This window comes from Helicobacter sp. MIT 00-7814 (assembly GCF_003364115.1).
Classification (GTDB): Bacteria; Campylobacterota; Campylobacteria; order Campylobacterales; family Helicobacteraceae; genus Helicobacter_F.
Genome location: NZ_NXLL01000004.1, coordinates 46140 through 70670 on the forward strand (window position 1 = coordinate 46140; position 24531 = coordinate 70670).

Consider the following 24531-nt stretch of genomic DNA (forward strand, 5'->3'; position numbering starts at 1 on the left):
GCTTTATGTCAATCCCCTCTATTCCCTATCTTTCAACAATTCTTGTGAAATCCTATAACTGCAAAATTTTGGTCCGCACATGGAGCAAAATTCCGCGTCTTTGAAAACCTCTTGCGGCAGGGATTCATCGTGGTATTCGCGCGCGCGTTCAGAATCTAGCGCTAGCTCAAACTGCCTATTCCAATCAAAGCCATAGCGCGCATCGCTCATCGCATCATCTCTAAGTCTCGCATTCACACGCCCACGCGCGATATCCGCAGAATGCGCGGCGATTTTATACGCGATGATTCCCTCCCTCACATCATTTGCATTCGGTAAGCCCAAATGCTCCTTTGGCGTCACATAGCAAAGCATACTCGCACCATGCCACGCCGCCATACTCGCGCCAATCGCACTTGCGATATGATCATACCCCGCGGCAATATCCGTCACAAGCGGACCTAACACATAAAAAGGCGCTTCATCGCAATAGCGCTTTTGTAGCTCCATATTGCGCTCAATCTGATTGAGCGGGACATGCCCGGGACCTTCCACCATCACCTGTACGCAAGCTTCCCGCGCGCGTCTTGTGAGCTCGCCTAAAACCTCCAGCTCGCCAAACTGCGCCTTATCGCTCGCATCAGCCAAGCACCCCGGACGCAGAGAATCCCCAAGCGACAAGCTCACATCATAGCGCTGACAGATTTTTAAGATCTCATCAAAATATTCATAAAAAGGATTCTGCTTGTGGTAATGCAACATCCACGCCGCCATGAGACTGCCTCCACGCGAGACAATCCCCATTTTGCGCTTACTAAGCAAAGGCAAATGCTCTAGCAAAAAGCCACAATGGATTGTAAAGTAGCTCACGCCCTGCTGTGCTTGCTTTTCAATGACTTTTAACATCGTGTCAATATCAAGCTTTAAAATGTCATTTTTCACATCATAGAGAATCTGATACATCGGCACGGTGCCAATGGGCGCGGTGGAGTTTGCAATCACAGCCTGCCTAATGGAATCCAAATCCCCGCCTGTGCTCAAATCCATAATCGTGTCCGCGCCGTATTTTATGGCGATTTTTGTTTTTTCAATCTCTTCATCAATGTCGCTTGCAAGTGAGGAGCTTCCGATATTTGCGTTAATTTTGGTGCGCGCAGCCAAGCCAATTCCTATGGGTTTGAGATTTGTATGGTTTATATTTGCCGGGATTATAAGCCTTCCACGCGCGATTTCTGAACGCACAAGCTCTGGGGAAAGATTCTCATCTTGCGCCACTTTTTGCATTTGCTCTGTTATCACACCTTGCTTTGCATGAAAAAGCTGTGTATTTGCCTGTAATGCGCTTTTGTCTTTAATATTTTTTTCTCTTGCTGTCATTTAAGAATCCTTAGTTTCTCTTGTGTTTTAGGGATTTGCAAGCATAGCAGACAAATCACAATCAGCAGTGCTTTTACAAAAACCGCGCGCAAACAAACTCAAAGTGTGTAAAATTTAAGCATTTTTTGATTTAAGCTAAGTAAAATTAGTCTTTTAGTTTAAGAAGAGTTAGGAAATTTTTGTATGCCTTTATTGAACGCGCCTCGACCTTTGCCTTACACAATCGCTTTAGTCTTAATGGCAGCTGGAAACAGCGAGCGTTTCGCAAACTCAAATCAAGAATCTAACCCCTCAAATTTTTTCAATCCCAAAGCGCGCTTTATCAAAAAGCAATGGCTTCGCATCGGTGAAAAAGCCCTGTGGCAGGAGGTAGCGCGGAATTTTTGCGCGCAGTATGCCTTTAGCGAAGTTATCATCACGGCTTCAAAGCAGGATTTGTTTTATATGCACAATATAAGCGAGCATACCATCGTGCTGGGTGGGGATTCTCGCGCGCAGAGCTTGAAAAACGCGCTTGAAGTGGTGAAAAGCGATTTTGTGCTGGTGAGTGATGTGGCGCGGTGTAATGTTGATTTTAGCGTGGTTGAGCGACTTTTGGCATGTATTGATTCTGTGGAATCTAAAATTTGCGCTGTGCCTTATTTAAGCGTGGCGGACACGGCATTTTATAAAGAAAGCGAGAATAAGGGAACTTATTTGCAAAGAGAATCTTTAAAGCTTATCCAAACGCCCCAGCTTAGCCACACGCAAACGCTTAAAAAGATTTTAGATTCTAAGGATTATACAAAGTTTAGCGATGAAAGCTCCGCGTTTTTTGAATCTGGCTTTGATGTGAAATTTGTCGCGGGCAGTAGGCAACTACACAAGCTTACTTTTGGCGAGGATTTGGGAATTTTGCAATCTCTTGGCGTGGCAAGCGCTGAAAATATCATCGGCAGTGGCTTTGATGTGCATGGCTTTGAAGAGGGCAAAGAAATGGTGCTAGGGGGCGTGAAGATAGAATCTCCTGTAGGATTTAAAGCCCATAGCGATGGCGATGTCGCGCTTCATGCGCTAAGCGATGCGATCTTAGGTGCGATGAATGCTGGCGATATCGGGCAGTGGTTTCCAGACACGAGCAGAGAATTTAAAGGCGCAGATTCTAAAAAACTTTTGCAAGAATTGTATCATTATGCGCGTAGTGTGGGCTTTGAAGTCGTGCGCTGTGATTTGACAATTTTAGCCCAAACGCCAAAAATCGCACCTTTCAAGCAAGCGATGAAGGAATGCATCGCAGAGCTTTTAGAAATAGAAGTTGCAAATGTCAGTATCAAGGCAAGCACGACGGAAGGTTTGGGCTTTGTCGGGCGCAAAGAGGGTGTAGCAGTGAGCGCGCTAGCGACTTTACGCGCGATTGATTGGCGCAGAATCTAGCGAGTTATCTTAAAATTATCTTAAAAAGGGGTTATGTGAAATGAAAATTTTGATTATTGAGAGCGAAACCTATTTAGCGCAAGGGATTGTGAATAGGCTGAATGATTTTCAATTTGAATGCGTGAGTATCGAGGCGCTTAGCGATGTGGATAAAAAAGAGCATTTTGATGTCGTGCTTGCCTCGCTTGGGAGCATTGAGAATAATTACCCCGAGCTTTTGAAGCGCTTTAGCGGGGCGATTATTATTTTGATGATAAATTATATTAATAATGATACGGTTACAAAGCCCCTGCAGAACGGGATTACAGATTATATTGTGAAGCCTTTTGTGATTGATGAGCTTGTGCGCAAAATCCAGCATTACAAATCCTATCAAGATTTGACACGCGAAGTAAGCTTTTATCATGATTATTTTAATTTTATCCAAAAAGAGCTCGCCACGCCCGACCCAATCGCCTACAATCCGCCCTTTGTGATTAAGACAAATTCCCAACGCAGTGCAGATATCTACGCTATGCGCTATGCACGCGAAAAAAATGTCACTTTTTCATTTTTGACGCTTAAAGAAGACCGCTGGAAACAGGTTTTTAGAAATCAGCCTAGCAAAAATGAGATTTTTTATATCACAAATTTAGAAGAGCTTAAAAAGTCCGAGATGAAGGATTTTTTAGATATGGCGCTAAAATTTAGCTGCATTATTTCAATTATTTCAAATGAAAAGGTGGCGTTTCCGCAGGTTGTGGATATTTCAGGCTATTCAAATAGCCTTGAGCTTGGCGGAAAGATTCTCTCTGTGAAAGAATATGAGCGCATTATCATCGCAAAATTTGAAAGTCGCTACCCGGATATTGAGCTTGCAAAAAGGCTTGGAATGAGCCGCAAAAGCCTATGGGAAAAGCGAAAGAAGTATGGACTTATACGCAAAAAAGACGGAAAGCAGGAATAAAGGGTAATTTATTCCTTTACTTTACATTTATTTAGATTCTAAATCACTTCAAATTTTTCTAAACTTGCTTAAAAAAGGGTAGGGGGTGAGATTCTAAAAAGCTAAAAGCGTAGTTTGCGTATATTGCCTTCTTTGTAAATATCTTTGAAGCTGTCCAAATACTCAAGGTAGCTGATAAGATACTTGCGACTAAGCGGAAGCTTTTGCTTAAAAAGCGTTATATCGATGTAGCCATGAGTTTTGATAATCTCGCGCATAAGGGCATTTAACTCGCTAAGCGCGGTTGAGGTGATAAAAAGATTATGGCTTAGGCGCACCATTTTTTGCGCTTTGCAAAGGCTTTTTAGCGCGCTATCGCCCATAAATCTATCAATATCTAGCTCCTCATAAAGGTTGTAAGGCGCGATGGGCTCGAACTTCTGCGCGCAAAAATGCTCATAAATTTTTTGCTTCAAAAACTCATTGATATCTTTAATCTCGCTATTTTTGGCAAGATAGAGAGAATCTTTTTTAGCAATCAAATGCGCTTCAAACAAAGAATCTAGCGCATTTTGTAAGAGCAAAACGCTTGCCCAGCGGAATTTTAGCCCCAAACTTTGCGCAGAAACTAGTGCATTTTTATTTTTTAAAAAAATCTCCAAAATCTCAGTTTTAAGGCTTTCAAGCTCGCTTAGCGGATACACCACCAACTCTTTTGGGTCAAAAAAGCTTTGCTCAAGCTCCTGTGCAATCGCGCTTGCCTGCGCGTGTGTGAGACAAAATCTCTGCGTCGCGCACACCAAGCCAAAACCGCGCCTGTGAATTTTACAAAGCATTGCAAACGCGCTTTTAAAATCTCTTTTTTGTAAGGCATATAAAAGCGGGATTTTCTCTTTCTTTTTAATCGGATCGCTCACTGGATTAAGCACCACGCCACCGCCGATGAGCGCGTTTCCATCGCGCAAAATAAAGGGCTGAAAAAAGAGTGAAAAAATCTCTTCATCGCTAGAAATGGCGATAAAAGCCTCGTTTTCCTGCAAGGATTCCAGCACATTGATGCGCACACTCACGCGCTTTGCGCCGAGATAGAGCTGATAGGTGGCGTTATTTTTAAGCGGCTTTAAAAGCTTAAGGCTCGCGTCAATAAACCTCGAGCCACGCATAAAGCCCTTCTGCGTGATAAGCATACCGCGCTTTATCTCGTTTGCACTGATATTGCTAAGGTTGAGCGCGACGCGGTGAGAAGGCGTAGCAAGCTCGGTAGGCGCGTCATGAATCTGAATCTGACGCACGGATACTTCCTTGTCAAGCTCGCAAATAAAGACTTTTTGCTTTAGCGCAATCTGCGAGCTAAGCAGTGTGCCTGTGACGACACAGCCTGCACCAGAGAGGCTAAAAGCCCGATCGATATAATACACAAGCATATGAAAATCATAGCGCGCGGGCTTTTTGACGCGTGAGAGAAAGTCGATGATTGGCGGGACATAGGGATTTGGTGCGCTAGATTCTGTAGTTTTTGGGATTTGTGGATTTTGCGCTTGTGGATTTTGGGGATTAGATTCTATATTTTGAAAATGCGCGTTTTGTGTGCTTTGCAAATTTGTAGGCGCTAGATTTTGAGAATCCACGCCAAATGCGCTAAACTCAAAAATCCCTTCGAGCTTGATATTTAAGCCTTTGAAAGCAGATTCTATCTCACTTTTGCGCTTTGCTAAAGTTTGAGAATCCACCTTATCGACTTTGCTTAGCACGCAAAAGCAAGATTGTATCCCCAAAATATCCGCGATATGCAAATGCTCAAAACTCTGCGGCATAAGCCCATCATCGCTCGCCACCACAAGGCACAGCACATCGATGCCAAACGCGCCGGCTATCATATTTTTGACAAGCTTTTCGTGCCCGGGCACATCGATGAAAGCGACATTGCGATTTGGCAAGGTGAGATTTGAAAAGCTCAAATCTAGCGTAATCCCGCGCCTTTTTTCCTCCTCTAGGCTATCGCCATCAAAGCCATTGAGCGCGCGGATAAGCGAGGTTTTCCCATGATCGATATGCCCGGCTAAGCCAACAATAATGTCATTTTCCACAAAAGCTCCCATTCCTTGAAATTGTATCACTCACAAGGGCAAAGCCCTTGCGAGCTCCGCTTCGCGCGCATACCCTACCGTTTTTTATTGATGAGGTTTTTAGATTCTGCCATGTGTTTTGGTGCTTTGAGAATCTACTTTTTATATCGTTTTTGCGCGAGTTAATCCCACTTTGCGCGCATATTTAATCCTTTTTTAGCTAATGAGATTATAAGATTTTCTAACGCATTTTGGTGCTTTGAGAATCTAGCTTTGCGCTTTTGATGATATTAAAAACTTAAAAAATCTGCAGAGCCTAAAACTCCTACCATAGCTGGAATTCTGCCTTTGTGCTTTTATACAAACTGCGCGTTTTGCCATCGACATCATATTCCACTGCAAAGCCATATTTCACATTCGCTGTGCCGGATTTTTTGATTTTCGCACCTTCATAAGTCTCTTTTGGAATGCTTAGATTCCCAGCCAATCCGCCCGCTTTTGGCGCGAGCTTTTTATTTGCACTTGCTTCTGAAATCAAATCGCCATCGATATAAAGCGCAAGGTAGGTGATGGTGACAAATTGATCGGTTTTATTTGTGATATTTATCCCCACACTGCCTTTGGCGAGGTTAAATGAGCTAGCCTTTAGCACCACATCATCATTTTCGATGCTCACTGCGGGCATGCTTTTTTTAGACAGCACGACGCCAGCGGGCGTATCGCCACGATTATTCTCCGCATACATATCCGCACCATTTGCTAGCAAAAGCTCAATCATAGGCGTATTTTTCTTTGCCACCGCGTAATGCAGTGGCGTGTTTCCTAAATGCTCATCGTGGATATTTACATCAGCACCTTTGCGGATAAGCTCCTTTGCCATTTTGACATTTCCAAGCGCGACAACCTTTAAAAGCGCGCTCTCCCCATGGCAAATCGCATTCACATCAGCCCCGCGCTCAATAAGCAAGCCCACAATCTCAAGATTTCCCTTCCTTGCGGCATCATAAAGCGGTGTGCTTCCACGCAGGCGCGCCTCTACATCCGCACCGAGGGAAATTCCCTTCCGCACTTCGGTGTAATTATTGCTAAAAAGCATGCTGTTGTAGCGGTCATTTGCCCCAAAGCTCGCACTCACACACAAAAAAACCATCGCTAAAACAATCCATCTCATAGCCCTGCACCTTTTAAAATTTTGTAATTTTCACGCGTAATCTAGGCAAAATGCTTTTCACAAAGCGCCTTTATTTTCGCAAACACACTATCAAAATCTATTCCAAAAGTGCGCGTGTGCGCGATACTTGTGAGGAAATTTGTATCACCAATGTAGCGCGGGACGAAGTGCAAATGTATGTGCTCGGGTATCCCCGCACCTCCGGCTTTTTTGATATTCATGCCCATATTTACGCCACTTGCGCCATATTCATAAAGTAGCCCAAAGGCTTTTTGACTTAGCGTTTGTATGTGTAGCCACTCGCTAGAATCTAGAAGGCTAGGGCAATCACAATGCTTGTGCGGGATAAGCATAAAATGCCCGGGCGTGTAGGGGTAGAGATTCATCACGCCAAAACATACGCTGTCGCGGTAAATCACGCGGTTTTTTTCATCATCTTGTGGATTTTTTGAAATCTCACAAAACACGCAAGAATGCGCCTGCGAGCCAAAATACGCCGCGCGCCAAGGGGAGTAGATTCTATCCATTTGATTCCTTTTTTAACAAAAGATATTGAGGAATTTTACTTTTTTATTCTTTCAGCTCGTGTAAAAAGTGCAAGACAATCGCAATAAAATCCTCTAAACTTTGCAAATCCAAGCGCTCTTTAATACTATGGGGAAAGTCAATGCTAGGACCAATGGATAGAATCGTAACATTTTTGCCAAGTTGCGAAAGGCGCTTTTGCAAAATCCCGCATTCTAAGCCAGCGTGAATCTGCACGATTTTTGGTTCTATTTTTTGTGCGTGAAATTGCTTGATTAAAGTGCGCAAAATGGGATTATCTGGTGCAATCGTGCGCTTCCACGCGCTGTAAAAATCACTCGCACTTACTTCAAAATCAAAATTGCCAAAAAGCGTCTCTAAGCGCGTAATGGCGCGTTTAAGCAGTGTATCATCATTAGCGCGCGCCATAAAGCAAAGCTCTAGATTCTCACTCTCTAAGTTTAAAAGAGAGAGATTAAGAGAGTTTGTCACGCTTTCCCCCTCCACCTCATACACGCCACTATGCACGCACAGCAGAGGTTTTAAGATAGAATCTAAGCTAAAAAGTGGCTTTGAAAGTTGCGTTTGCGGGGATTCTCCAAAAGATTCTGTTTGTGTGGATTCTGTTTGAGTGAAGGCAGAATCTTGCACGATTTCAAAACCAAAATCTTTTGCTTGTATTTGGTGCGCGCGGGTTTGCGTTTGTGCCAGTTCGCATAAATCTTGCGTGCTAAAAAGTGTGGCTTGCAGTGCCACAGGGATAGAATTGCGCTTTTCTCCACCTTTTATATCGCTTATAAAAAGGCGCTCCCCAGCAGATTCCTGCAAAGAATGCGCGAAATGGGCGAATTCCACAATCGCATTTGCGCGGTTTTTGTGGATATCAATCCCGCTATGCCCGCCTTTAAAGCCAAAAGAGCGCACGCGATAGGCTTTGAGCTTTGTTTTGTCGCCTAGATTCTCAGGCGTTAGGCGTTTTTTAGCAGTTATATCCACGCCACCAGCGCAACCTAGCACGATTTCATTGATATCTTCAGAATCCAAATTTAGCAAAATATCTGCGCGGATTGGAAGTTCCAAAGCCTTTGCGCCGAGCATTCCCACTTCCTCATCGTTGGTAAAAAGCAATTCAAAATTTTCCTCATATTTTGCTAGGGTTAAAATCGTGGCGATTGCGATACCATTATCCGCGCCGAGTGAAGAATCCTTTGCGCGCAAAAAGTGTTTTTGTGGGTGTTTTTGCAAGTGTTTTTGTGGGTGTTTTTTGTGCGGATTCTCAAAGGGATTTTCAGCGTGATTTTTTAGATTCTCATTTTGCAAAGAATCTATTACTTCCTCTTCATAGATTTCTATTGGCAGATTTTCTCCCGCCACGCCCACACATACCATATCATAATGCCCCTGCAGACAGCATTTTGGCGTGCCTTTAAAAGCATGGATATTGCGCGCGCCATCAGTTTGCACGCTCAAATTTAGCTTCTCGCATTCTTTGCATAAAAATGCAAAAAGTTCTTGCGTGTGAAAGCTCCCATGTGGGATTTGCGCGATTTGGCGAAAGTAGTGCAAAGTGGTGTCATAGAGTATTTTTAGCGATTGCATATTTTTCCTTTTTAAGTGCTTTTGTTGCTTTTAAATTCTACTAAAATCGTGCGCGCGCTTCTTTGAGCTGGCGGGAAGGGCAGGGTTTCTAGGCGTTTGAGCGTAGAATCTAGCGCGCTATCAAAATGCGTATCCTGCGTGTAGCGCTTCACCATAAAGCTCATTTTGCCATGCATATCAATGGTAATCGCCACCACGCCAACTAAGCCACTAGGCAGCACATACGCGCTATTATCCCACTCTTTTTGCAAGATCTCGCTCACGCTCGCATACCATTCATCAAACGCGCCATCTTGGGAATCCGCGGAATTATTTGTGATGGTGAGAGTATTGACATTTTGCAGGCGTTCTTTCAAATCGCGGCTTTGCTGTGCGAGCTCATTTAGCGCTTGCAAATCCCTTGCATTCTGCGCGCGCTCCAGCCTGTCATCGCTGATTTCTTGGGATTTGCTAGATTCTGTGGAATCTACAAGCGCAAACATATCTTTTAGCCCGCTTCCTTCAAGCGGATTGCTTTTTGGCGCGCTTTGGGCGCTTGGAGTTTTAGAATCAAGCTCTAAATACGCCTCTATGTCAATGGATTCTATAGAAATGGTGGAGGTTTTGAGTGTGGCGTATTTTGTAGGTTTGTAGTAAAACGCCCAAAAAAGCGCCAAAAGCAAGAGCCCTTGCAAGCAAAAGGCGATAATGCCACTTGAAAAAACAAGAAGAAGATTTTTGAGCTTTTCTGCCATTGCACCTGTCCTAGCCGCCTGTCACCAATGAAACGCGCAAGAATCCAGCTTCTTTGACAGATTTAAGAATATACATCACATCTTCATAGCGCAAATCCTTATCCGCGCGGATAAAAACGGGGATTTTCTTATCAAGCGGGGCTGAAAGTAGCACGAAATTATCCGCAAAGCCTTTGAGCTCATATACGCTTTCTTTTACATACACCTTTTTATCAAGGCTTACGCGCACTTCAAGCATGGAATCTTGCTCGAGCTTTTTGCTCTTTGAGCCACGCGGCAGGGTGATGTCCTCTTGATAGGTGATTGTTGGCATGCCAATCATTAGGATTGCTAGTAGCACGAGCATGACATCAACTAAGGGTGTGATATTGAGCTCAGGCTTTTCGTCTAGGTCGATTTCATCTTCGTGCATGCGTATTCCTTTTTATTGTATCGTCTTCGCGGAAGTGAATTCCGCTCCGCCTATTCCTTTGGGACTATCACTTTGGCTAACGCCAAAGCTCCGCTCCACTTCCAACTGCGCGGAAGTGAATTCCGCTTTGTCTCCAGCTTCGCGTGCATATTCTGCCTTATTTTGTTGATAAGGTTTTGCAGATTCTAACGCGATTTGGTTGCTTAAGATTTATATTCCTTGAATTTCTGCGTAGTGGGAATCTGCACTTTTAATTTTTGCTTTAAATCTCACACCTTGTGGGCGTTGGTGATAAGATTTATCTGCATTTGGATACACACGCCCAAATCATACGCCTTGCGCTTTAAAAGCAAATAAAATGAATATGCTGGAATCGCAGTGAGAATCCCGCAAGCCGTAGCCACGAGGGCTTTTGAGATAATAGGCGCGATGATATCAAAAGACACATTCCCACCGCCAAGCTGGGAAAATGCCTCTAAAATCTCAACAACCGTGCCAAAAAGCCCGATAAATGGGGCGGTTGAAGAAATGATGCTTAGCAATACAAGCCCCTTTGTCGCCTGCTGAAGTGCGCGCACTTTCCACACTTGCAAAAGCGCGCCATCGATATTTGAAATATCTTTTTTGCTTAGAATCGTGCTAAGAATGGTGTTTTTTGGGATACTGATAGAGTTTGCAAGAAGCATATCAAGGTTGTGGCGCTCACTACTTAGCCACTCGCTAAGCGAAAAAGTCTTGTAAATATACACCCACAGCGTTAAGAATAAATACAGCCCAAGCCAGCCGATGACAACAAGCGTGATGGGGGTGCTTTGCGTGATAAAGCTAAGAAAAACTTCCATTTATTTCTCCATTTTTGGCTTGTTTAAACTTATCAAAGTTATTTAAGACATGCTAAAGACAATCTTTAGGGCTTTTTTGAATATCCATATAGAGATTTTCTTTCAAAAAATAGCGCCAGCGCATGGGGACATTATTTTCTCTAAACCAGCTTATGTCTTCGTTGTTGCAATATTGCTCGGTGTTGTTAGTGTTTAGCTCTTCTTCAAAGGCTTGTTTTGTTGAAGGATTTGCAAAAAACTGCATATCCGCGTCATTAAGATCTAGCATATAGAAGTAGGTGAGTGCATTTTGCATACAGCGCACATCTATCAAAAGCGTCATTTCATCAAGACGCACGGGAGGATTAAGCTCGTTTTTTGTCTCATCTACGATAGAGCGCAAAAGATTGCTCGAGCATAAATCCCCGCTTAGCAATGCACTAAGAGAGAGTAAAAAAGCGCAAAGTAACCGCAAGCCAAAGCCTTAGAATCTACAACTTGCTTTTTGCGCCAGATTCTATGCGTGAGACGACCGAAGAGATTGCGACTTTGTCATTGCTCGCATCTTCAAGAAGTTGTCTTGCGCTATCAATTGCAAGTGCGATTTTGTCCTGTGAGCCACCACTGATAGATACTGCGCCTTCAGCGATTACTTGCACTTTTTTTGCATCAACTTCAGCATAGCCTGAATTGATAGCCACCATTTCAGAATCTCCATCTTTTTTGATAAGCTCAATCACGCCTGCTTTGAGCGATGCTAAAAGGTCGCAATGTCCGGCATACACGCCAAATTCACCCTCGCTACCGGGCAAAACTACAGATTGCACTTCATCATCAAAAATTTTCCCATAGGGAGTTACGATGCTAAGTTTTAGATTTTCCATGTATTCCCTTTGCCTTAGGCTTTAAGTTTTTCTGCTTTCTCCAATGCCTCTTGGATGTTCCCAACCATATAGAACGCATTTTCTGGGATATGATCGTATTTGCCCGCTAAGATTCCCTTAAAGCCATCAAGTGTTTCTTCAAGTGTGACATATTTGCCCGGGCTTCCTGTGAAAACCTCCGCCACGAAGAAAGGTTGAGAGAGGAATTTTTCAATCTTGCGCGCTCTATCAACCACTTGCTTATCTTCTTCTGAAAGCTCATCCATCCCCAAAATTGCGATGATATCTTGCAAATCTTTGTATTTTTGCAAGATTTGTTGCACGCCTGTAGCGATTTTGTAATGCTCGTCGCCAACGACTTGCGGATCGAGGATTCTCGAAGTGGAATCTAGCGGATCCACAGCTGGATAAATCCCTTTTTCTGTGAGCTTACGATTTAGCACCGTAGTCGCGTCAAGGTGCGAGAACACAGACGCAGGCGCTGGGTCAGTCAAGTCATCCGCTGGCACATACACCGCTTGCACGGAAGTAATAGAGCCTTTTTTGGTTGAGGTGATGCGCTCTTGAAGTTTCCCCATCTCGCTTGCAAGTGTTGGCTGATAACCCACCGCTGAAGGGATGCGTCCCAAAAGTGCCGACATTTCCGCACCAGATTGCGCGTAGCGGAAAATGTTATCAATAAACATAAGCACATCTAAGCCTTTTTCATCGCGGAAGTATTCTGCCATTGTAAGACCTGTAAAGGCGATTCTGTTCCTTGCTCCCGGTGGCTCATTCATCTGTCCGTAGCAAAGGGCAACTTTGTCAAGCACGCCACCTTCTTGCATTTCATTATAAAGGTCGTTTCCTTCCCTTGTGCGCTCACCAACGCCCGCAAATACAGAATATCCGCTATGCTTATACGCCACATTGTGGATAAGCTCCATAATCACAACGGTTTTACCCACACCAGCACCGCCAAAGAGTCCGACTTTCCCACCTTTTGAGTAAGGCGCGAGCAAATCCACCACTTTAATGCCTGTTTCAAACATTTCAGTTTTTGTGCTTTGGTTATCAAAGCTTGGCGCTTCTCTGTGGATAGGCCATTTAAGATCGCTTTGCAGCGCCTCGCCACCATCGATAATGTCACCCGTGACATTGAAGATTCTCCCTAGCACCGCTTCGCCCACAGGCACTTCGATCATCTTACCACGCGCTTTGACAGCCTGTCCTCTTGTAAGTCCCTCTGTCATATCCATAGCAATACTACGCACGCGATTATCGCCCAAATGCGCTGCCACTTCAAGCACAAGGTTGCTTTTGCGCCCTTCCACTTGGAATTCCACATCAACTGCTTCATTGATAAAAGGTAGATAGGAATCAAACTCAATATCTACCACCGGTCCCATAACCTGTATAATCTTACCTTGCATACACTCTCCTTTTTAGATTTATTTCATTGCTTCAACGCCTGCATTTATCTCTACAAGCTCGGTTGTGATCGCCTCTTGACGCGCCTTATTGTATGATATACTCAAGCTCTTCACCAAATCCCCCGCGTTACTTGTCGCAGAATCCATCGCCTGTACGCGCGCGCTATGCTCTGCCGCAAGAGAATCTATAAGTGCGTAATACATATTGTATTCAATGTATTTTCGCGCGAGACCATCAAGCAACGCATCTTCAGGCTCATCAGATTCTATATTAAGCACAGAAAGATCTTTGAGCGCTTCTTGCGTATCGACATTAATCGTCAAAGGCAACAGCGCGCGAGATTCTAACTCTTGAGAAATCATATTTCTAAAGCCATTATGCACGATGATAACTTCATCTGTAAGCCCATTTAAAAAATCCTGCACGACATTGCCAATAAACGCCGCTGCAGATTCATAAGTAGGCATGGAACTAAGCCCGATTGCCTTGTCAAGCACTTCGATATCATTAAAAGTGAAAAAAGAGATTCCCTTTTTTCCGATACCGCGCAAGCGCACCTTGATATTTTGCTCTTTATACTGCTTCATAAGGCGTAAGACTTCTTTAATCGTTACTTGATTGAATCCGCCACACAAGCCCTTGTCCGCGGTGATAAATATAATATCGATCTTTTTAATCTCTCTTGCTTTTGAACCGACAAAATATCTACTATTGATATTTTCCACACCTTTAATGAGAATCTTACGCACGATTTCATCAAATACCTCATTAAGTTTGTGGGCATAAATCTTAGAGCGTCTTGCCAGTTCCTCGGTTTTTTTAAGCTTTGAGGTAGAGACAAGTTTCATCGCGCGCGTCGTCTTTTGCGTGTTTTTCACGCTGACGATTTGGCGTCGAATTTCTTTGAGATTGCCACCCATGTATTCTCCTTTAGGTCTTTGTTATATCCTTAAGCTTAGGCAGAAAAAGACGCTTTAAATTCTTTCAGCGCGTTATTAAGCTCTGCTTCGATATCTTTATCAAGTGCTTTTTTCGCGCGGATATCTTCAAAGAGTTTAGGATATTTTGCCTCGATGAAAGGATAAAAATCCGCTTCAAAATCCACAACTCTATTTACTGGGATATCATCTAAGAATCCTTTCGCACCCGCATAAATCATCACAACTTGCTTTTCAATCGCAAGTGGTGAATAAGGTGGCTGTTTAAGCACTTCTACCATTCTTTGTCCGCGCTCTAGCTGGTTGCGGCTGACTTCATCAAGATCTGATGCAAATTGTGAAAACGCCTGCAACTCTCTATATTGTGCTAAGTCAAGGCGCAAGTTTCCAGCCACTTGCTTTGTAGCTTTAATCTGTGCTGCGCCACCCACGCGAGATACAGAAAGTCCCACATTGATAGCTGGGCGGATACCAGAGTTAAAAAGGTTTGTTTCTAGGAAGATTTGCCCATCTGTAATTGAAATCACATTTGTCGGAATGTAGGCTGAAATGTCTCCTGCTTGTGTTTCAATGATAGGAAGCGCAGTTAGAGAGCCAGCGCCTAGCTCATCGCTAAGTTTTGCCGCGCGCTCAAGCAAGCGAGAGTGTAGATAGAACACATCTCCGGGGAATGCCTCACGACCCGGTGGGCGACGCAAAATCAAAGACATTTCACGATATGCCACAGCATGTTTGCTCAAATCATCATAAATAATAAGTGCATGGCGTCCGTTGTCTCTGAAATATTCACCAATTGTAACACCTGTATAAGGTGCAAGGAACTGCATAGCTGCTGATGAAGAAGCAGGCGCATTGACAATCACGGTGTATTCCATCGCGCCGTGTTCTTCTAGCTTGCGCACCACTTGTGCAACTGTAGATTCTTTTTGCCCAATAGCGACATAGATACAAATAACATCTTGTCCTTTTTGGTTAATGATAGAATCCACCGCAACGGTTGTTTTTCCAGTTTGTCTATCGCCAATAATAAGCTCTCTTTGCCCGCGTCCGATAGGCACAAGTGCATCAATTGCTTTGATACCAGTTTGCAATGGCTCATGCACGGATTTTCTTGCCATAATGCCGGGTGCTTTTTCCTCTACGAAACGAAATTCGCTAGATTCAATCGCGCCTTTGCCATCGATCGCCTCACCTAGTGTGTTTATCACGCGTCCGACAACTCCATCGCCCACAGGCACTTTCATAAGCTTTTTAAGGCGCTTTACAGAAGTTCCTTCTTTGATGTTTTTGCCATTGCCTAGCACCACCACGCCCACGCTTGATTCTTCAAGGCTTGAAGCGATGCCAATATCGCCACTTTCAAACTCAACCATTTCATAATACATGACATTATTTAGTCCATAGACTTTTGCCACGCCATCAGCATAGGTTACGACCTTGCCAGTCTCGCTAATATCTACATTGATATTGAAGTTCTCAATGCGTTCTTTGATAATCGCGCTTACTTCTTCAGATTTCAATTTTGCTACCACTTTTTACTCCTTTGTTAAGTTTAAATTGCTTTTAAAATATGTGCGCTTAGATCTTGCAAGAATCTTTCCTTAGAGAAAGAAATCTCAATGCCCAAATCTTCCACACTTAGTTTAATACCATCAATTGAAGCTTGCTCTTGTCGGATACTAAGCTCGGCATTAAGCTTTTTTGACAAGCTTTTTGCGATAAGCTCTTGCGTTTTAGAATCTAGCCCATCTTTTGTGCGTAAGATTGCGACAAATTGCTTTTTTTGCGCCAAAAGTCGCTTTTCTAGCCCTTCAGCAATGCTAGGGAGAATTTCAATCCTATTTTCCAACACAAGTAATTTTAAAAAGTTCTCAAAGCGCTTGTCTAGCGTCTCAAACACGCTTAGTAAAAGCTCTTCTTTCTGCGCGCTTTTCATAAATGGCGAGTAGAGTAAATCCGCTACCTTCTTTTCTGCCAACGCCTTGCTAAGCTTTGCAAAAAGAGGAATTATCTCTTCAAGCTCTTTTGGCGAAAAGCTCTCACTCAGCGCTTTAATGTATTTTTTTGCAATACTTTCCATTAGGCAATCCTTTTGGTGATGATATTGACATAATCTGTGTTTTCAAGCACAATATCTTTGGAATGTAACACTTCTTCTAGCACATCGCGCACGCTCTCTCTCGTCGCACTTACGCGCTCAAATTCCATGTTTGTTTCCGCGCTAGATTCCATAGCTTGTATTTGAAGTTGCGTTTGTTTTGCAAGTTTTTGTGAAGCAATCACAGCTTCTTTTTTGGCTGTTTGGATAATTTCTTCCGCCCTTAGCTTGCTTTCTTCAAGTTTTCTTAAGGCAGATTCTTTTTCTTGCTTTGCTTTGTTAAGCTTTGTTTGCACTTCTTCGAGCTGGGAAAGGATAGATTCTCTCCTTGCTACAAAAATCGCTTTGATGCGCGATGCGGTGAAATACCACAAAATTGCCACAAACAAAACGAAGTTAATAAGCCTTTGGATAAAGTCACTTTCAGCAAATCCACCGCTTGCAAAGGCAAAACTTGGGATAAGGCAAAAAAGACTTAGCAAAAAGATTTTTTTCATTTTTACTCCTTGAAAAGTTTTAAAAAGGTTAAATTGACTTGAGTTTTTCAGAAATAGCTCGCTTGTATTCGCCCACATGCGCGGAAAGCTCGCTTTTTAACTGCGCTTGCTGTTCTTTTAGCTCTGCTTTGAAAGCAAGCATTTGAGAATCTAGCTCCTGTCTTTTGGCTTCAATCTTACTTTCGCAAAGTGCCTTTTCACGCGTAGTGGCTTCTTCGATGATTTCCTTAGCCTTTTTTTGTGCTTGAGAGATGATGGTGCTTATTTCCTCTTGGATTTTTGCGATTTCTTGTGTGTTGCTTTGTGTGTCTTGCAGGTCCTTTTTTACACGCTCATCGCGCTTATCCATAAACGAAAGCATAGGCTTATAAAGCCATTGATTAAGGCAAACCAACAATAAAATAAAACAGATAAAAACCAAAACCATTAAGTGCGGATTGACTGATATTCCCATTTACGCTTGCTCCTTTTGATAAATTGCCTGTCCTTAAATAAGGCTAGATTCTAACAAGTTAAGCTATTTTTTTACTTAAATTCCCCTAGATTTGTTGAAATTTTTCAAGAAAAGCGGTAATTTCTACATCTTTGCTAAATTCTATGCAAAGCTGATTGTCCTTGATACTTGCCTTAAAATCTTTCTCTAAAAGCATTTTTTGCGCCTTTTGCAAAAGCTCTCTATTAAGAAGATTTTTTTTACCACTCTTAGATTCTCCAAAATCTTTAGAATCTTTTTGCGCGCTCAAATCCTTCTCGCCATTTTTGAGATTTTTGATGAGCGCCTCACTCTCGCGCACGCTTAGCTTCTGTCCGATGATAGAATCTGTAATGAGCCTTTGCTCTTTTGGGCTAAGTGTGACAAGCAATTTTGCGTGCCCTTGCGTGATTTTGCCCTCAATCAGATATTCCTGCACGAAAGGCTCAAGGTTAAGTAAACGCAGAGTGTTGGTAATTTGCGTGCGGGATTTTTTGATTTTAGTAGAAAGCTCCTCATGAGTGATGTTATACTCATCGATAAGCTCTTTGTAAGATTGCGCTAGCTCGATTGGATTAAGCTCCTCACGCTGGATATTTTCGATGAGTGCGAGCTCGCGCATTTTGTCAAAATTAATATCCGCCACAATCGCGCGGATAGAATCTAGCCCTGCAAGCTTGCTTGCGCGGAGTCTGCGCTCACCTGCGATTAAGACATATTCATTATTTTCATCTTCGCACACCACCACAGGTTGCAACAATCCATGCTCTTTTATGGAATCCGCAAGCTCTTGCAACGCGAGCGCATCGAAGTTTTTTCGTGGTTGGTAAGGATTTGGTTTGATATTTGTTACACTTATTTCAAGCACAAGATTTGAGCCATCATCGTTATTGAGGCTGTTTTCATATGCTTGACTTACCTCGCCGATGATCGCACCAAGCCCCCTGCCTAAGCCTCTGTTTTTTTTCTGCGCCATTTTCTAACACCTATCTTTTCTAAAATGTATCAATCACGCGCCTTTGAGGATAAATTCCGCGAGATTCTGATATGCCACGCTTCCGCTTGATTTTGCATCATAAAACAAAATAGGCTTCCCAAAGCTCGGAGATTCTGCAAGGCGCACATTTCTAGGGACGATGATATATTCTCCCTTTTTCTTAGAATCTGGAAAGAGTTTGTCCCCAAAATGCTGGCTCAAATCCTCTAATACCTGACGCGAGAGATTATGCTGCCCGACATACATTGTGGGCAAAAAGCCACGGATAACGATATTTGGATTGCTTGTGTCTTTGATAACTTTTACGGTGTTTAGAAGTTGCGCAAGCCCTTCTAGCGCGTAAAACTCACATTGTATCGGCACAATCACAGAGTTTGACGCCACAAGTGCATTTACCGTTAGCGCGCCAAGTGCGGGCGGAGAATCTATAATAATAAAGTCATATTCATCTTTTATGTCTTCTATTTTGTTGCGAAAGATTGTTTGCCCTTTGTTTTTTTTGTAAAAATCCTTTTCAAACCCAGCCAAGCCGATACTTGAAGGTACGATATGCAGATATTCTAAATCTTTTAGCTGTATGATGGCTTGTGAGATGTTTTTCGTGCCGCCAAGCACATGGTAAATATCAGCCTGCACTTCATTGCGACGGATTCCAAAAGTGGTGGTTGCATTTGCCTGCGGGTCAAAATCAATCAATAAAACGCGCTTTTCTGAAGTCGCCAAAGACGCCGCGAGATTGACTGCTGTTGTTGTTTTGCCAACACCACCTTTTTGATTTGCGATTGTTATAACTTCACACATTTTTTACTCCATTATTATCTAAGACTATAAATGACTTGAGAATCCACCCTAATAGAGCCATCTTCTAAGAGTTCGCAATCTTTAAAAGAAAGCTTTTTGTCTTTAAAGTGAAAGCTAAAGGCGAAATTGTTCTGAAATTCTAACTTATAGAATCTAAAAATTTGCTTCCAAGATTGATTTTTTTGCACAACTTTTAGATAATTTTCTAAAAACGCGTTCTTTGCGAGCTTTTGACTTGCGCTAGATTCTAAAGTCGCGTATTTTGGGGGACTTTCAAGGTTTTCACTCCAGAGATTAAGCCCGATTCCACACACTACGCAATCCGCAACAATGTTACTTATAATCCCGCCAATTTTTTGATTACCCACATACAAGTCATTCGGCCATTTTAACCACGCATTTGAGCCAAGCTTGCAAAGCTCTTCTTTAAAAAGATAGCCAAAATAAATCGAGGCAGATTCTAGCTTTAAATCCTGTGGCAGGCTATTTAGAGGCAGGGCAAAGGAAAAATACAGCGCATTTGGCATTTTTTCCCACGCATTCCCCCTTGAGCCAATTCCGCTATTTTGAATCTCGCAAGTCACGCAAAGTGGCGCTTGCAACGCACCATTTTTTAACTTTTCAACCAAAAAAGTTTGCGTAGATTCTAAGGTTTCATATTCTAAAATCTGCATTTTTAAGCCCCTTGCGCTTTTTGTCTAAAAATCTTTATAAAAGCCCCAAACCTCGCGTGCTTTGAGAATCTCACTCTTTTGCGCACTTGCGATAAGTAGCCCCTCATATTCTTGCAAACTATCCTCAATCTGCCCATAGGCATTGACATACAAGCTATCGCCATAAAAATTCCAAGTGTTTCCTTCAATGAGTTCATTTCCCACGCGATTAATCCTTAAAAGCGCGCAGGAGTTCAAAAACGCGCGCATTTTGCAAAGTGAGCGCCAGCGCGCATAAGAATCAAAAGTATTGCTACAAGGCGCGATGAGCATGTCATATTCTTGCTTTTTCAAACTCACAAAAAGCGAGTCAAAATGTAGCTCAAAGCCAGATAGCACGCCAATTTTAAGCCCATCGCAAAAAAATGTAAGCGGGGAAGAAAACTTCTTATGCGTAGGATTTGCAAAAAATTCTTTTTCGCTCCAGTGCGGAAAGTCAATGAGGCGCTGGGGCAAATACAGCTCGATAACAGATTCTGAAATAAGCGCGATAGTTTTGTAAAGTTTTTGGTTTTTTTTCGCCCCTATAGGCGCGCCCCAGAGCTTATAGCGCGATAAAATCTCGTTATTTAAAAACATTGGCGCGATAAATTTTATTTTATACTGCGCGCTTAGATCTTGTAACCCCTCTAGCTTTTGGGCATTTGCGCGAGAAAGCAAGGTGCTTGAGTGCAGATTCTCTAGCTTTTTGAAAAACGGCTCAAACACATATTCTGGGAAGCATAAAAGGCTCACACCTTGCTTTTGGCAGGTTTGCAAGTATTGTTGCAAGAAAAGTAGATTCTCAAGTTTGGCAATTTGTAATAGCGCGAAATTCATTGTTTCCCTTTGGTTGCATAGTGCGAGGCATTGCAAAATGTGATAAAAACGCGCATTTTACTGCAAACAAACTTAGAATTAATTTTGTGCGTTTTTTGCATTTACCCTTGACAGACACCAAGTGTCATGCTTTATAATGTTGTTTTTTAATTTTTTACAAAAGGAGTGTGAATGAAATTAAAAAGCGCAAACAGCAAAAGGCGCGAGTTTTTTAAAAATTCTTTCAAAGCAGGTGGGCTTTTGGCAGCCACTTTGGCATTTTCAAACCTGCATGCACAGGGCGCAAAAACTACGCAAAATAACGCACAAGGAGCAAAAATGAAAAAATTACAACTCACAAAAAAGGCGCAGCAACAGCTTGATTCTAGGCTTGCGCATATTGATGCCGAGCTAGTGCGGCTAGATTCTGAATTTATGGAATCTTTTTTAAATTTCGCCTATGATGAGGCGGATTCTGCAAGCGCGCTTGATGAAGCGACAAAATACAAGCTAAGAATCGCCGCTGTGGTGGCAAATGATGGGCTAGCAGAGTTTGATTCTATCACGCAAAGCGCGCTAAAAGCGGGCGTTAGCGCGGTTGAGGTTAAAGAGATTTTGTATCAAGCTACGCCATATCTTGGATATGCGCGCACGAAGGGATTTTTACAAGCAGCTAATGCTCTTTTTACGCGCCTAAAACTTAGCATTCCAAATGAGCCGCGCACCACCACCACGCGCGAAAACCGCGCGCAAAAGGGGCTAGAAATCCAGCGCGAAATGTTTGGCGATGCGATTGATAAGGGCAATGCAAGCGCGCCAGCGGATATGAAGCATATCCGCGATTTTTTGAGCGCGAATTGTTTTGGGGATTATTACACGCGCAAGGGGCTTGATTTGCGATTCCGCGAGCTTTTGACATTTGTGATTTTGGCAAGTCTTGGCGGTGTGGAATCTCAAGTAAAAGCGCATGTGCAGGGAAATATCAATATGGGAAATGATAGAAAAACCCTAATTAGCGCGGTTACAGCGATTTTGCCTTTTATTGGCTATCCAAAGACGCTCAATGCCTTTAGCGCGATTGACGCGATTGCGCCTTATAAGGCTTAAGGAGGCGCGCATGCAAGGAAATAGCATGAATGAAATGGATATTTTTGCGCGCGATTTAGCGGGGCTTGCGGTGGATTCTAAAGACAAAGATTTTGGGAAAATTTTAGACATTATACACAATGCCCAAAAGCTCATCGCAAAGCTAAATACGGGCTATCACAGCCCAGAATCTGCGCGCGAGATTTTGAGTGAGCTTTTTGGCGTGCCTGTGAGTGAAAGTTGCTGGATTTTACCGCCATTTTACACGGATTTTGGGCGCAATATTCGGCTTGGTAAGAATGTGTTTATCAACCAAAACTGCACCTTTATGGACCGCGGCGGGATAACGATTGGTGATGAAAGCTTTATCGGACCGCGCGTAAATCTTGTTACGATTAACCACGATTTTAACCCGCATAAGCGCACGACAACTTATTGCAAGCCCATCAATATCGGCGCGCGCGTATGGATTGGCGTTGCGGCGACTATTTGCGCGGGCGTGAGTGTGGGCGAGGGGAGCATTATTGGTGCTGGTGCTGTGGTTACAAAAGATGTGCCAAGTGGCGTGATTGTCGCAGGCAACCCCGCGCGCGTGATTAGGGAGATTCCCAAAGGAGAGTGAAAAGGGGATAAAAATAAACGCACCTTGTAAATAGGCTTATAAAAGCCTATTTACGCGATTAAGCCCAAATCCTGCAACCATTTGCGAATACTTGCTCGCGTTGCGCCAAAATTAAATTTCTGCCCTGTTTTGAATACCGCATTTGGTGCGCTTTTTTGCATATCTTTTGGCGCACTACCTAGCTCGCTTCCGCCACTTGTGGAAAATGGCACGATGATTTTTCCGCTAAAATCTTGGGATTCTAAAAATGAATTGATAATATGCGGGGCGCTATACCACCATATCGGAAAGCCGATGAGAATGGCATCATAGCCACTTATATCAATGCTTTTGGCAATTTTTGGGCGCGATGCTTTATCTTTAGATTCCAGCGTGGTGCGGCTCGTCTCATTTGTCCAGTCTAAATCCGCTTTGCTATAAGGCACTTGTGGCGTAATCTCAAAAATATCAGCATTTGCCACGCCTGCAATGGTTTGTGCGACTTCCTTTGTGATACCACTTGCGCTAAAAAACGCGACTAAAATTTTCATAGTTTCTCCTTTTTGTGTTTATAAAATCTTGCCTTGCGCTTCTTAAATTTCTTGCAAAGCAAAATGTAATTATAAATCCTAACACCTAGTGTCTGTCAAGGGTAAAATCACAAAAATGTCTTTAAGATTCCATAGTATTATATTCATCGCTATTAAGCCATTTTATGCGCTCGACATCTTGCGGATTAAAAAACAAACTTTTGCCTTTATTTAACTTTGCAATTTGAGCTTTATCGTTAGAATCTAGCTTAAAATCAAAGATACTAATATTTTCAATCATGCGCTCTTTTTTAGTCGTTTTAGGCATTACGATTATATCTTGCTCTGTTAGCCATCTTAGCACAACTTGCGCTATGGTTTTATTGTGTTTTTTAGCTATTTTCATTAATACAGGATTATCAAGCACACCTTCTCGCCCTCGCCCAAAACTTGACCAAGAAACAAGTTTCACATTATATTCCTGCATTACTTTCTGTAAAACTTCTCTTTGATAAAGCGGGCTATATTCTACTTGATTTATAGCTGGCTTTATCTCATTATTTAAGCAAATTTTTGTAATCAAATCCGCAACGCTTGCGCGCGAAATATATTTTTGAGGATTGATAAAATCCTCGCCTTTTTGCGTGATTCCATAATTAATAGAATCTTCATTGCTAAGCCAGCCGGGGCGTATAATTGTGTAATTAATATCTGATTGTTCGATTATATTAACACTTTGTTTATGTCCGCCAAGCCATGGGCTAACTCTTGCTAACTCATAAGCATTAACTTCATTATAAACACCAACAGAGCTAACCCAAATAAGTCTTTTAACTCCTGCTTGCTGCATAGCCTAAATAATATTGCTAGCCATTTCGCCAAGTTCGCCGCTAAGATTCGCATATACAATATTAACATTTTGCATAGCTTTCAGCAAATCATCTTTTTTAAGTGCGTCCCCTTCAAAAATTTCAACTCTATTGTTTTGAAAATCTTTAAGTCGGCTAGAATTTCTTGCAAATAATCTTAAATCAAGCGAGCTTTCGGCTAGCAATCGATTTGCAACAATTTTTGCTATGCGTCCATTTGCACCAATGATTAAGACTTTTTGCGTATCTTTTATAGAAATTTCAACAGCACTAAGTAAATTAGACATACTCCAAAATATTATTCCTATCGCCACGCCACCGACAAATTCCCTGCGTGAGATTTTCATAAATCCTCCTTATTTTTGCTTGATAATTTCAGCTTTAAGGATAAAATCCTCTTTTTGCTTTTTTAGCATTTCTACTCCATCTCTTTCTATAATCTCGCCAAGTTTATAAAGCCCATCGATATATGCCTGCTTTGTGTAAAAAAGCCCAATATTTTGCAATGGTGCATAATAGAAAAAGTCGCCAATTTGTGGTTCATACTCACTATTTTTAGGCGATTTTTTAGGTGTTTGCAAGGCATTTTGCAAATGTGAAACCTTTTCTTTTCCGCCATAATCATTTAGCTTAAAACTCATCGGCAGACGCGAGATAAAATCCTGTGCTGCTTTGTTTTGTTCCATTTTGACGCTAAAATTTTCACCATTTTCAAAGCTAAATTGCACGATAATATCTTGTGCTTTCAAGCTAAAAAACGCAAGCAAGAAAAATGCTAATATTTTTTGCATTTTCTATCCTTTTAGATTCTA

General features: G+C 42.5%; 26 protein-coding genes and 2 pseudogenes. 5 read left to right on the forward strand and 23 right to left on the reverse strand.

The features are described 5' to 3' along the window. Positions 1–18: 18 nt before the first annotated feature. The gene (gene thiC, locus CQA49_RS02050) at positions 19–1356 is read right to left on the reverse strand and encodes a phosphomethylpyrimidine synthase ThiC (RefSeq protein ID WP_115574302.1); all 1338 of its coding nucleotides are present in this window, start codon (positions 1354–1356) and stop codon (positions 19–21) included. Between the two features lie 183 nt (positions 1357–1539). Between thiC and CQA49_RS02055 the strand changes: the two genes are divergently transcribed. Both CQA49_RS02055 and CQA49_RS02060 read left to right on the forward strand, forming a co-directional pair. Continuing rightward, the gene (locus tag CQA49_RS02055) at positions 1540–2769 is read left to right on the forward strand and encodes a bifunctional 2-C-methyl-D-erythritol 4-phosphate cytidylyltransferase/2-C-methyl-D-erythritol 2,4-cyclodiphosphate synthase (RefSeq protein WP_115574303.1); all 1230 of its coding nucleotides are present in this window, start codon (positions 1540–1542) and stop codon (positions 2767–2769) included. A 40-nt stretch (positions 2770–2809) separates the two neighbouring features. Further along, entirely contained in the window at positions 2810–3715 is a 906-nt protein-coding gene (locus CQA49_RS02060; protein WP_115574304.1) for a response regulator, read from the forward strand. Positions 3716–3816: 101 nt separating this feature from the next. Here the strand turns inward: CQA49_RS02060 and CQA49_RS02065 are convergent, their stop codons facing one another. Further along, a complete protein-coding gene (locus tag CQA49_RS02065; protein WP_408938897.1) occupies positions 3817–5781 on the reverse strand; it encodes a SelB C-terminal domain-containing protein in 1965 nt (654 codons plus the stop codon). A 47-nt stretch (positions 5782–5828) separates the two neighbouring features. Between CQA49_RS02065 and CQA49_RS09980 the strand changes: the two genes are divergently transcribed. Then, complete coding sequence (locus CQA49_RS09980; protein WP_181882583.1) at positions 5829–5969, forward strand: hypothetical protein; 141 nt, start codon at positions 5829–5831, stop codon at positions 5967–5969. A 116-nt stretch (positions 5970–6085) separates the two neighbouring features. Here the strand turns inward: CQA49_RS09980 and CQA49_RS02070 are convergent, their stop codons facing one another. The 18 genes and pseudogenes from CQA49_RS02070 to CQA49_RS02160 form a co-directional block, all read right to left on the reverse strand. Beyond that, entirely contained in the window at positions 6086–6931 is an 846-nt protein-coding gene (locus CQA49_RS02070) for an ankyrin repeat domain-containing protein (RefSeq protein WP_115574306.1), read from the reverse strand. 41 nt (positions 6932–6972) lie between these two features. Continuing rightward, entirely contained in the window at positions 6973–7458 is a 486-nt protein-coding gene (locus CQA49_RS02075; RefSeq protein ID WP_115574307.1) for an HIT domain-containing protein, read from the reverse strand. Positions 7459–8206: 748 nt separating this feature from the next. Next, positions 8207–9055: pseudogene (locus CQA49_RS10665) on the reverse strand (peptidase dimerization domain-containing protein); the annotation flags it as partial. Between the two features lie 11 nt (positions 9056–9066). Next, complete coding sequence (locus CQA49_RS02085) at positions 9067–9789, reverse strand: TonB C-terminal domain-containing protein (RefSeq protein WP_115574309.1); 723 nt, start codon at positions 9787–9789, stop codon at positions 9067–9069. A gap of 10 nt (positions 9790–9799) precedes the next feature. Beyond that, positions 9800–10201 carry a biopolymer transporter ExbD gene (locus tag CQA49_RS02095; protein WP_115574310.1) on the reverse strand — a complete coding sequence of 134 codons (402 nt, stop codon included), beginning with the start codon at positions 10199–10201 and terminating at the stop codon, positions 9800–9802. 269 nt (positions 10202–10470) lie between these two features. Continuing rightward, a complete protein-coding gene (locus CQA49_RS02100; protein WP_115574311.1) occupies positions 10471–11043 on the reverse strand; it encodes a MotA/TolQ/ExbB proton channel family protein in 573 nt (190 codons plus the stop codon). Positions 11044–11095: 52 nt separating this feature from the next. Then, entirely contained in the window at positions 11096–11497 is a 402-nt protein-coding gene (locus CQA49_RS02105) for a hypothetical protein (RefSeq protein WP_115574312.1), read from the reverse strand. Positions 11498–11513: 16 nt separating this feature from the next. Beyond that, positions 11514–11906: an ATP synthase F1 subunit epsilon gene (atpC, locus tag CQA49_RS02110; protein WP_115574313.1), complete on the reverse strand. Its 393-nt coding sequence runs from the start codon at positions 11904–11906 to the stop codon at positions 11514–11516. A gap of 14 nt (positions 11907–11920) precedes the next feature. After that, positions 11921–13318, reverse strand: a complete 1398-nt coding sequence (atpD, locus tag CQA49_RS02115; RefSeq protein ID WP_115574314.1) for a F0F1 ATP synthase subunit beta — start codon at positions 13316–13318, stop codon at positions 11921–11923. An 18-nt stretch (positions 13319–13336) separates the two neighbouring features. Further along, on the reverse strand, positions 13337–14239 hold the full coding sequence (gene atpG, locus CQA49_RS02120; protein ID WP_115574315.1) for an ATP synthase F1 subunit gamma: 903 nt from the start codon (positions 14237–14239) through the stop codon (positions 13337–13339). Positions 14240–14274: 35 nt separating this feature from the next. After that, the gene (gene atpA, locus CQA49_RS02125) at positions 14275–15789 is read right to left on the reverse strand and encodes a F0F1 ATP synthase subunit alpha (RefSeq protein ID WP_115574316.1); all 1515 of its coding nucleotides are present in this window, start codon (positions 15787–15789) and stop codon (positions 14275–14277) included. Between the two features lie 20 nt (positions 15790–15809). Then, entirely contained in the window at positions 15810–16337 is a 528-nt protein-coding gene (locus tag CQA49_RS02130; RefSeq protein ID WP_115574317.1) for a F0F1 ATP synthase subunit delta, read from the reverse strand. Continuing rightward, the gene (locus CQA49_RS02135) at positions 16337–16852 is read right to left on the reverse strand and encodes a F0F1 ATP synthase subunit B (RefSeq protein ID WP_181882584.1); all 516 of its coding nucleotides are present in this window, start codon (positions 16850–16852) and stop codon (positions 16337–16339) included. Before CQA49_RS02135 ends, CQA49_RS02130 begins: the two co-directional genes overlap by 1 nt. A 28-nt stretch (positions 16853–16880) precedes the next feature. Further along, positions 16881–17306 (reverse strand): FoF1 ATP synthase subunit B', encoded by a 426-nt coding sequence (locus CQA49_RS02140; protein WP_115574319.1) that lies wholly within the window; start codon positions 17304–17306, stop codon positions 16881–16883. An 85-nt stretch (positions 17307–17391) separates the two neighbouring features. Then, positions 17392–18300: a ParB/RepB/Spo0J family partition protein gene (locus CQA49_RS02145; RefSeq protein ID WP_115574320.1), complete on the reverse strand. Its 909-nt coding sequence runs from the start codon at positions 18298–18300 to the stop codon at positions 17392–17394. 33 nt (positions 18301–18333) lie between these two features. Next, positions 18334–19122: a ParA family protein gene (locus CQA49_RS02150; RefSeq protein WP_115574321.1), complete on the reverse strand. Its 789-nt coding sequence runs from the start codon at positions 19120–19122 to the stop codon at positions 18334–18336. 14 nt (positions 19123–19136) lie between these two features. Next, positions 19137–19796 (reverse strand): biotin--[acetyl-CoA-carboxylase] ligase, encoded by a 660-nt coding sequence (locus CQA49_RS02155; RefSeq protein WP_115574322.1) that lies wholly within the window; start codon positions 19794–19796, stop codon positions 19137–19139. A gap of 24 nt (positions 19797–19820) precedes the next feature. Beyond that, positions 19821–20654 (reverse strand): carbon-nitrogen hydrolase family protein, encoded by an 834-nt coding sequence (locus tag CQA49_RS02160; protein WP_115574323.1) that lies wholly within the window; start codon positions 20652–20654, stop codon positions 19821–19823. Positions 20655–20825: 171 nt separating this feature from the next. Here CQA49_RS02160 and CQA49_RS02165 point away from each other — a divergent pair, with 171 nt between their 5' ends. Both CQA49_RS02165 and CQA49_RS02170 read left to right on the forward strand, forming a co-directional pair. Beyond that, positions 20826–21740 (forward strand): carboxymuconolactone decarboxylase family protein, encoded by a 915-nt coding sequence (locus tag CQA49_RS02165; protein WP_115574324.1) that lies wholly within the window; start codon positions 20826–20828, stop codon positions 21738–21740. Between the two features lie 10 nt (positions 21741–21750). Continuing rightward, positions 21751–22341 carry a sugar O-acetyltransferase gene (locus CQA49_RS02170; RefSeq protein ID WP_258864156.1) on the forward strand — a complete coding sequence of 197 codons (591 nt, stop codon included), beginning with the start codon at positions 21751–21753 and terminating at the stop codon, positions 22339–22341. A 50-nt stretch (positions 22342–22391) separates the two neighbouring features. Here CQA49_RS02170 and CQA49_RS02175 read toward each other — a convergent pair whose 3' ends face one another. The 3 genes and pseudogenes from CQA49_RS02175 to CQA49_RS02190 form a co-directional block, all read right to left on the reverse strand. Continuing rightward, positions 22392–22871, reverse strand: coding sequence for a flavodoxin (locus CQA49_RS02175; protein WP_115574325.1), 480 nt, complete (start codon positions 22869–22871; stop codon positions 22392–22394). Between the two features lie 121 nt (positions 22872–22992). After that, a pseudogene (locus CQA49_RS02180) lies at positions 22993–24066 on the reverse strand (aldo/keto reductase). A 9-nt stretch (positions 24067–24075) separates the two neighbouring features. Continuing rightward, positions 24076–24510, reverse strand: coding sequence for a cyclophilin-like fold protein (locus tag CQA49_RS02190; protein ID WP_115574328.1), 435 nt, complete (start codon positions 24508–24510; stop codon positions 24076–24078). Positions 24511–24531: the final 21 nt, after the last annotated feature.

Bases quoted from the DNA above. Each gene is read 5' to 3' on its own strand.
- thiC (WP_115574302.1), bottom strand. From the start codon at position 1,356: ATGACAGCAAGAGAAAAAAATATTAAAGACAAAAGCGCATTACAGGCA.
- CQA49_RS02055 (WP_115574303.1), top strand. From the start codon at position 1,540: ATGCCTTTATTGAACGCGCCTCGACCTTTGCCTTACACAATCGCTTTA.
- CQA49_RS02060 (WP_115574304.1), top strand. From the start codon at position 2,810: ATGAAAATTTTGATTATTGAGAGCGAAACCTATTTAGCGCAAGGGATT.
- CQA49_RS02070 (WP_115574306.1), bottom strand. From the start codon at position 6,931: ATGAGATGGATTGTTTTAGCGATGGTTTTTTTGTGTGTGAGTGCGAGC.
- CQA49_RS02075 (WP_115574307.1), bottom strand. From the start codon at position 7,458: ATGGATAGAATCTACTCCCCTTGGCGCGCGGCGTATTTTGGCTCGCAG.
- CQA49_RS02085 (WP_115574309.1), bottom strand. From the start codon at position 9,789: ATGGCAGAAAAGCTCAAAAATCTTCTTCTTGTTTTTTCAAGTGGCATT.
- CQA49_RS02095 (WP_115574310.1), bottom strand. From the start codon at position 10,201: ATGCACGAAGATGAAATCGACCTAGACGAAAAGCCTGAGCTCAATATC.
- CQA49_RS02100 (WP_115574311.1), bottom strand. From the start codon at position 11,043: ATGGAAGTTTTTCTTAGCTTTATCACGCAAAGCACCCCCATCACGCTT.
- atpC (WP_115574313.1), bottom strand. From the start codon at position 11,906: ATGGAAAATCTAAAACTTAGCATCGTAACTCCCTATGGGAAAATTTTT.
- atpD (WP_115574314.1), bottom strand. From the start codon at position 13,318: ATGCAAGGTAAGATTATACAGGTTATGGGACCGGTGGTAGATATTGAG.
- atpG (WP_115574315.1), bottom strand. From the start codon at position 14,239: ATGGGTGGCAATCTCAAAGAAATTCGACGCCAAATCGTCAGCGTGAAA.
- CQA49_RS02130 (WP_115574317.1), bottom strand. From the start codon at position 16,337: ATGGAAAGTATTGCAAAAAAATACATTAAAGCGCTGAGTGAGAGCTTT.
- CQA49_RS02135 (WP_181882584.1), bottom strand. From the start codon at position 16,852: ATGAAAAAAATCTTTTTGCTAAGTCTTTTTTGCCTTATCCCAAGTTTT.
- CQA49_RS02140 (WP_115574319.1), bottom strand. From the start codon at position 17,306: ATGGGAATATCAGTCAATCCGCACTTAATGGTTTTGGTTTTTATCTGT.
- CQA49_RS02145 (WP_115574320.1), bottom strand. From the start codon at position 18,300: ATGGCGCAGAAAAAAAACAGAGGCTTAGGCAGGGGGCTTGGTGCGATC.
- CQA49_RS02150 (WP_115574321.1), bottom strand. From the start codon at position 19,122: ATGTGTGAAGTTATAACAATCGCAAATCAAAAAGGTGGTGTTGGCAAA.
- CQA49_RS02155 (WP_115574322.1), bottom strand. From the start codon at position 19,796: ATGCAGATTTTAGAATATGAAACCTTAGAATCTACGCAAACTTTTTTG.
- CQA49_RS02160 (WP_115574323.1), bottom strand. From the start codon at position 20,654: ATGAATTTCGCGCTATTACAAATTGCCAAACTTGAGAATCTACTTTTC.
- CQA49_RS02165 (WP_115574324.1), top strand. From the start codon at position 20,826: ATGAAATTAAAAAGCGCAAACAGCAAAAGGCGCGAGTTTTTTAAAAAT.
- CQA49_RS02170 (WP_258864156.1), top strand. From the start codon at position 21,751: ATGCAAGGAAATAGCATGAATGAAATGGATATTTTTGCGCGCGATTTA.
- CQA49_RS02175 (WP_115574325.1), bottom strand. From the start codon at position 22,871: ATGAAAATTTTAGTCGCGTTTTTTAGCGCAAGTGGTATCACAAAGGAA.
- CQA49_RS02190 (WP_115574328.1), bottom strand. From the start codon at position 24,510: ATGCAAAAAATATTAGCATTTTTCTTGCTTGCGTTTTTTAGCTTGAAA.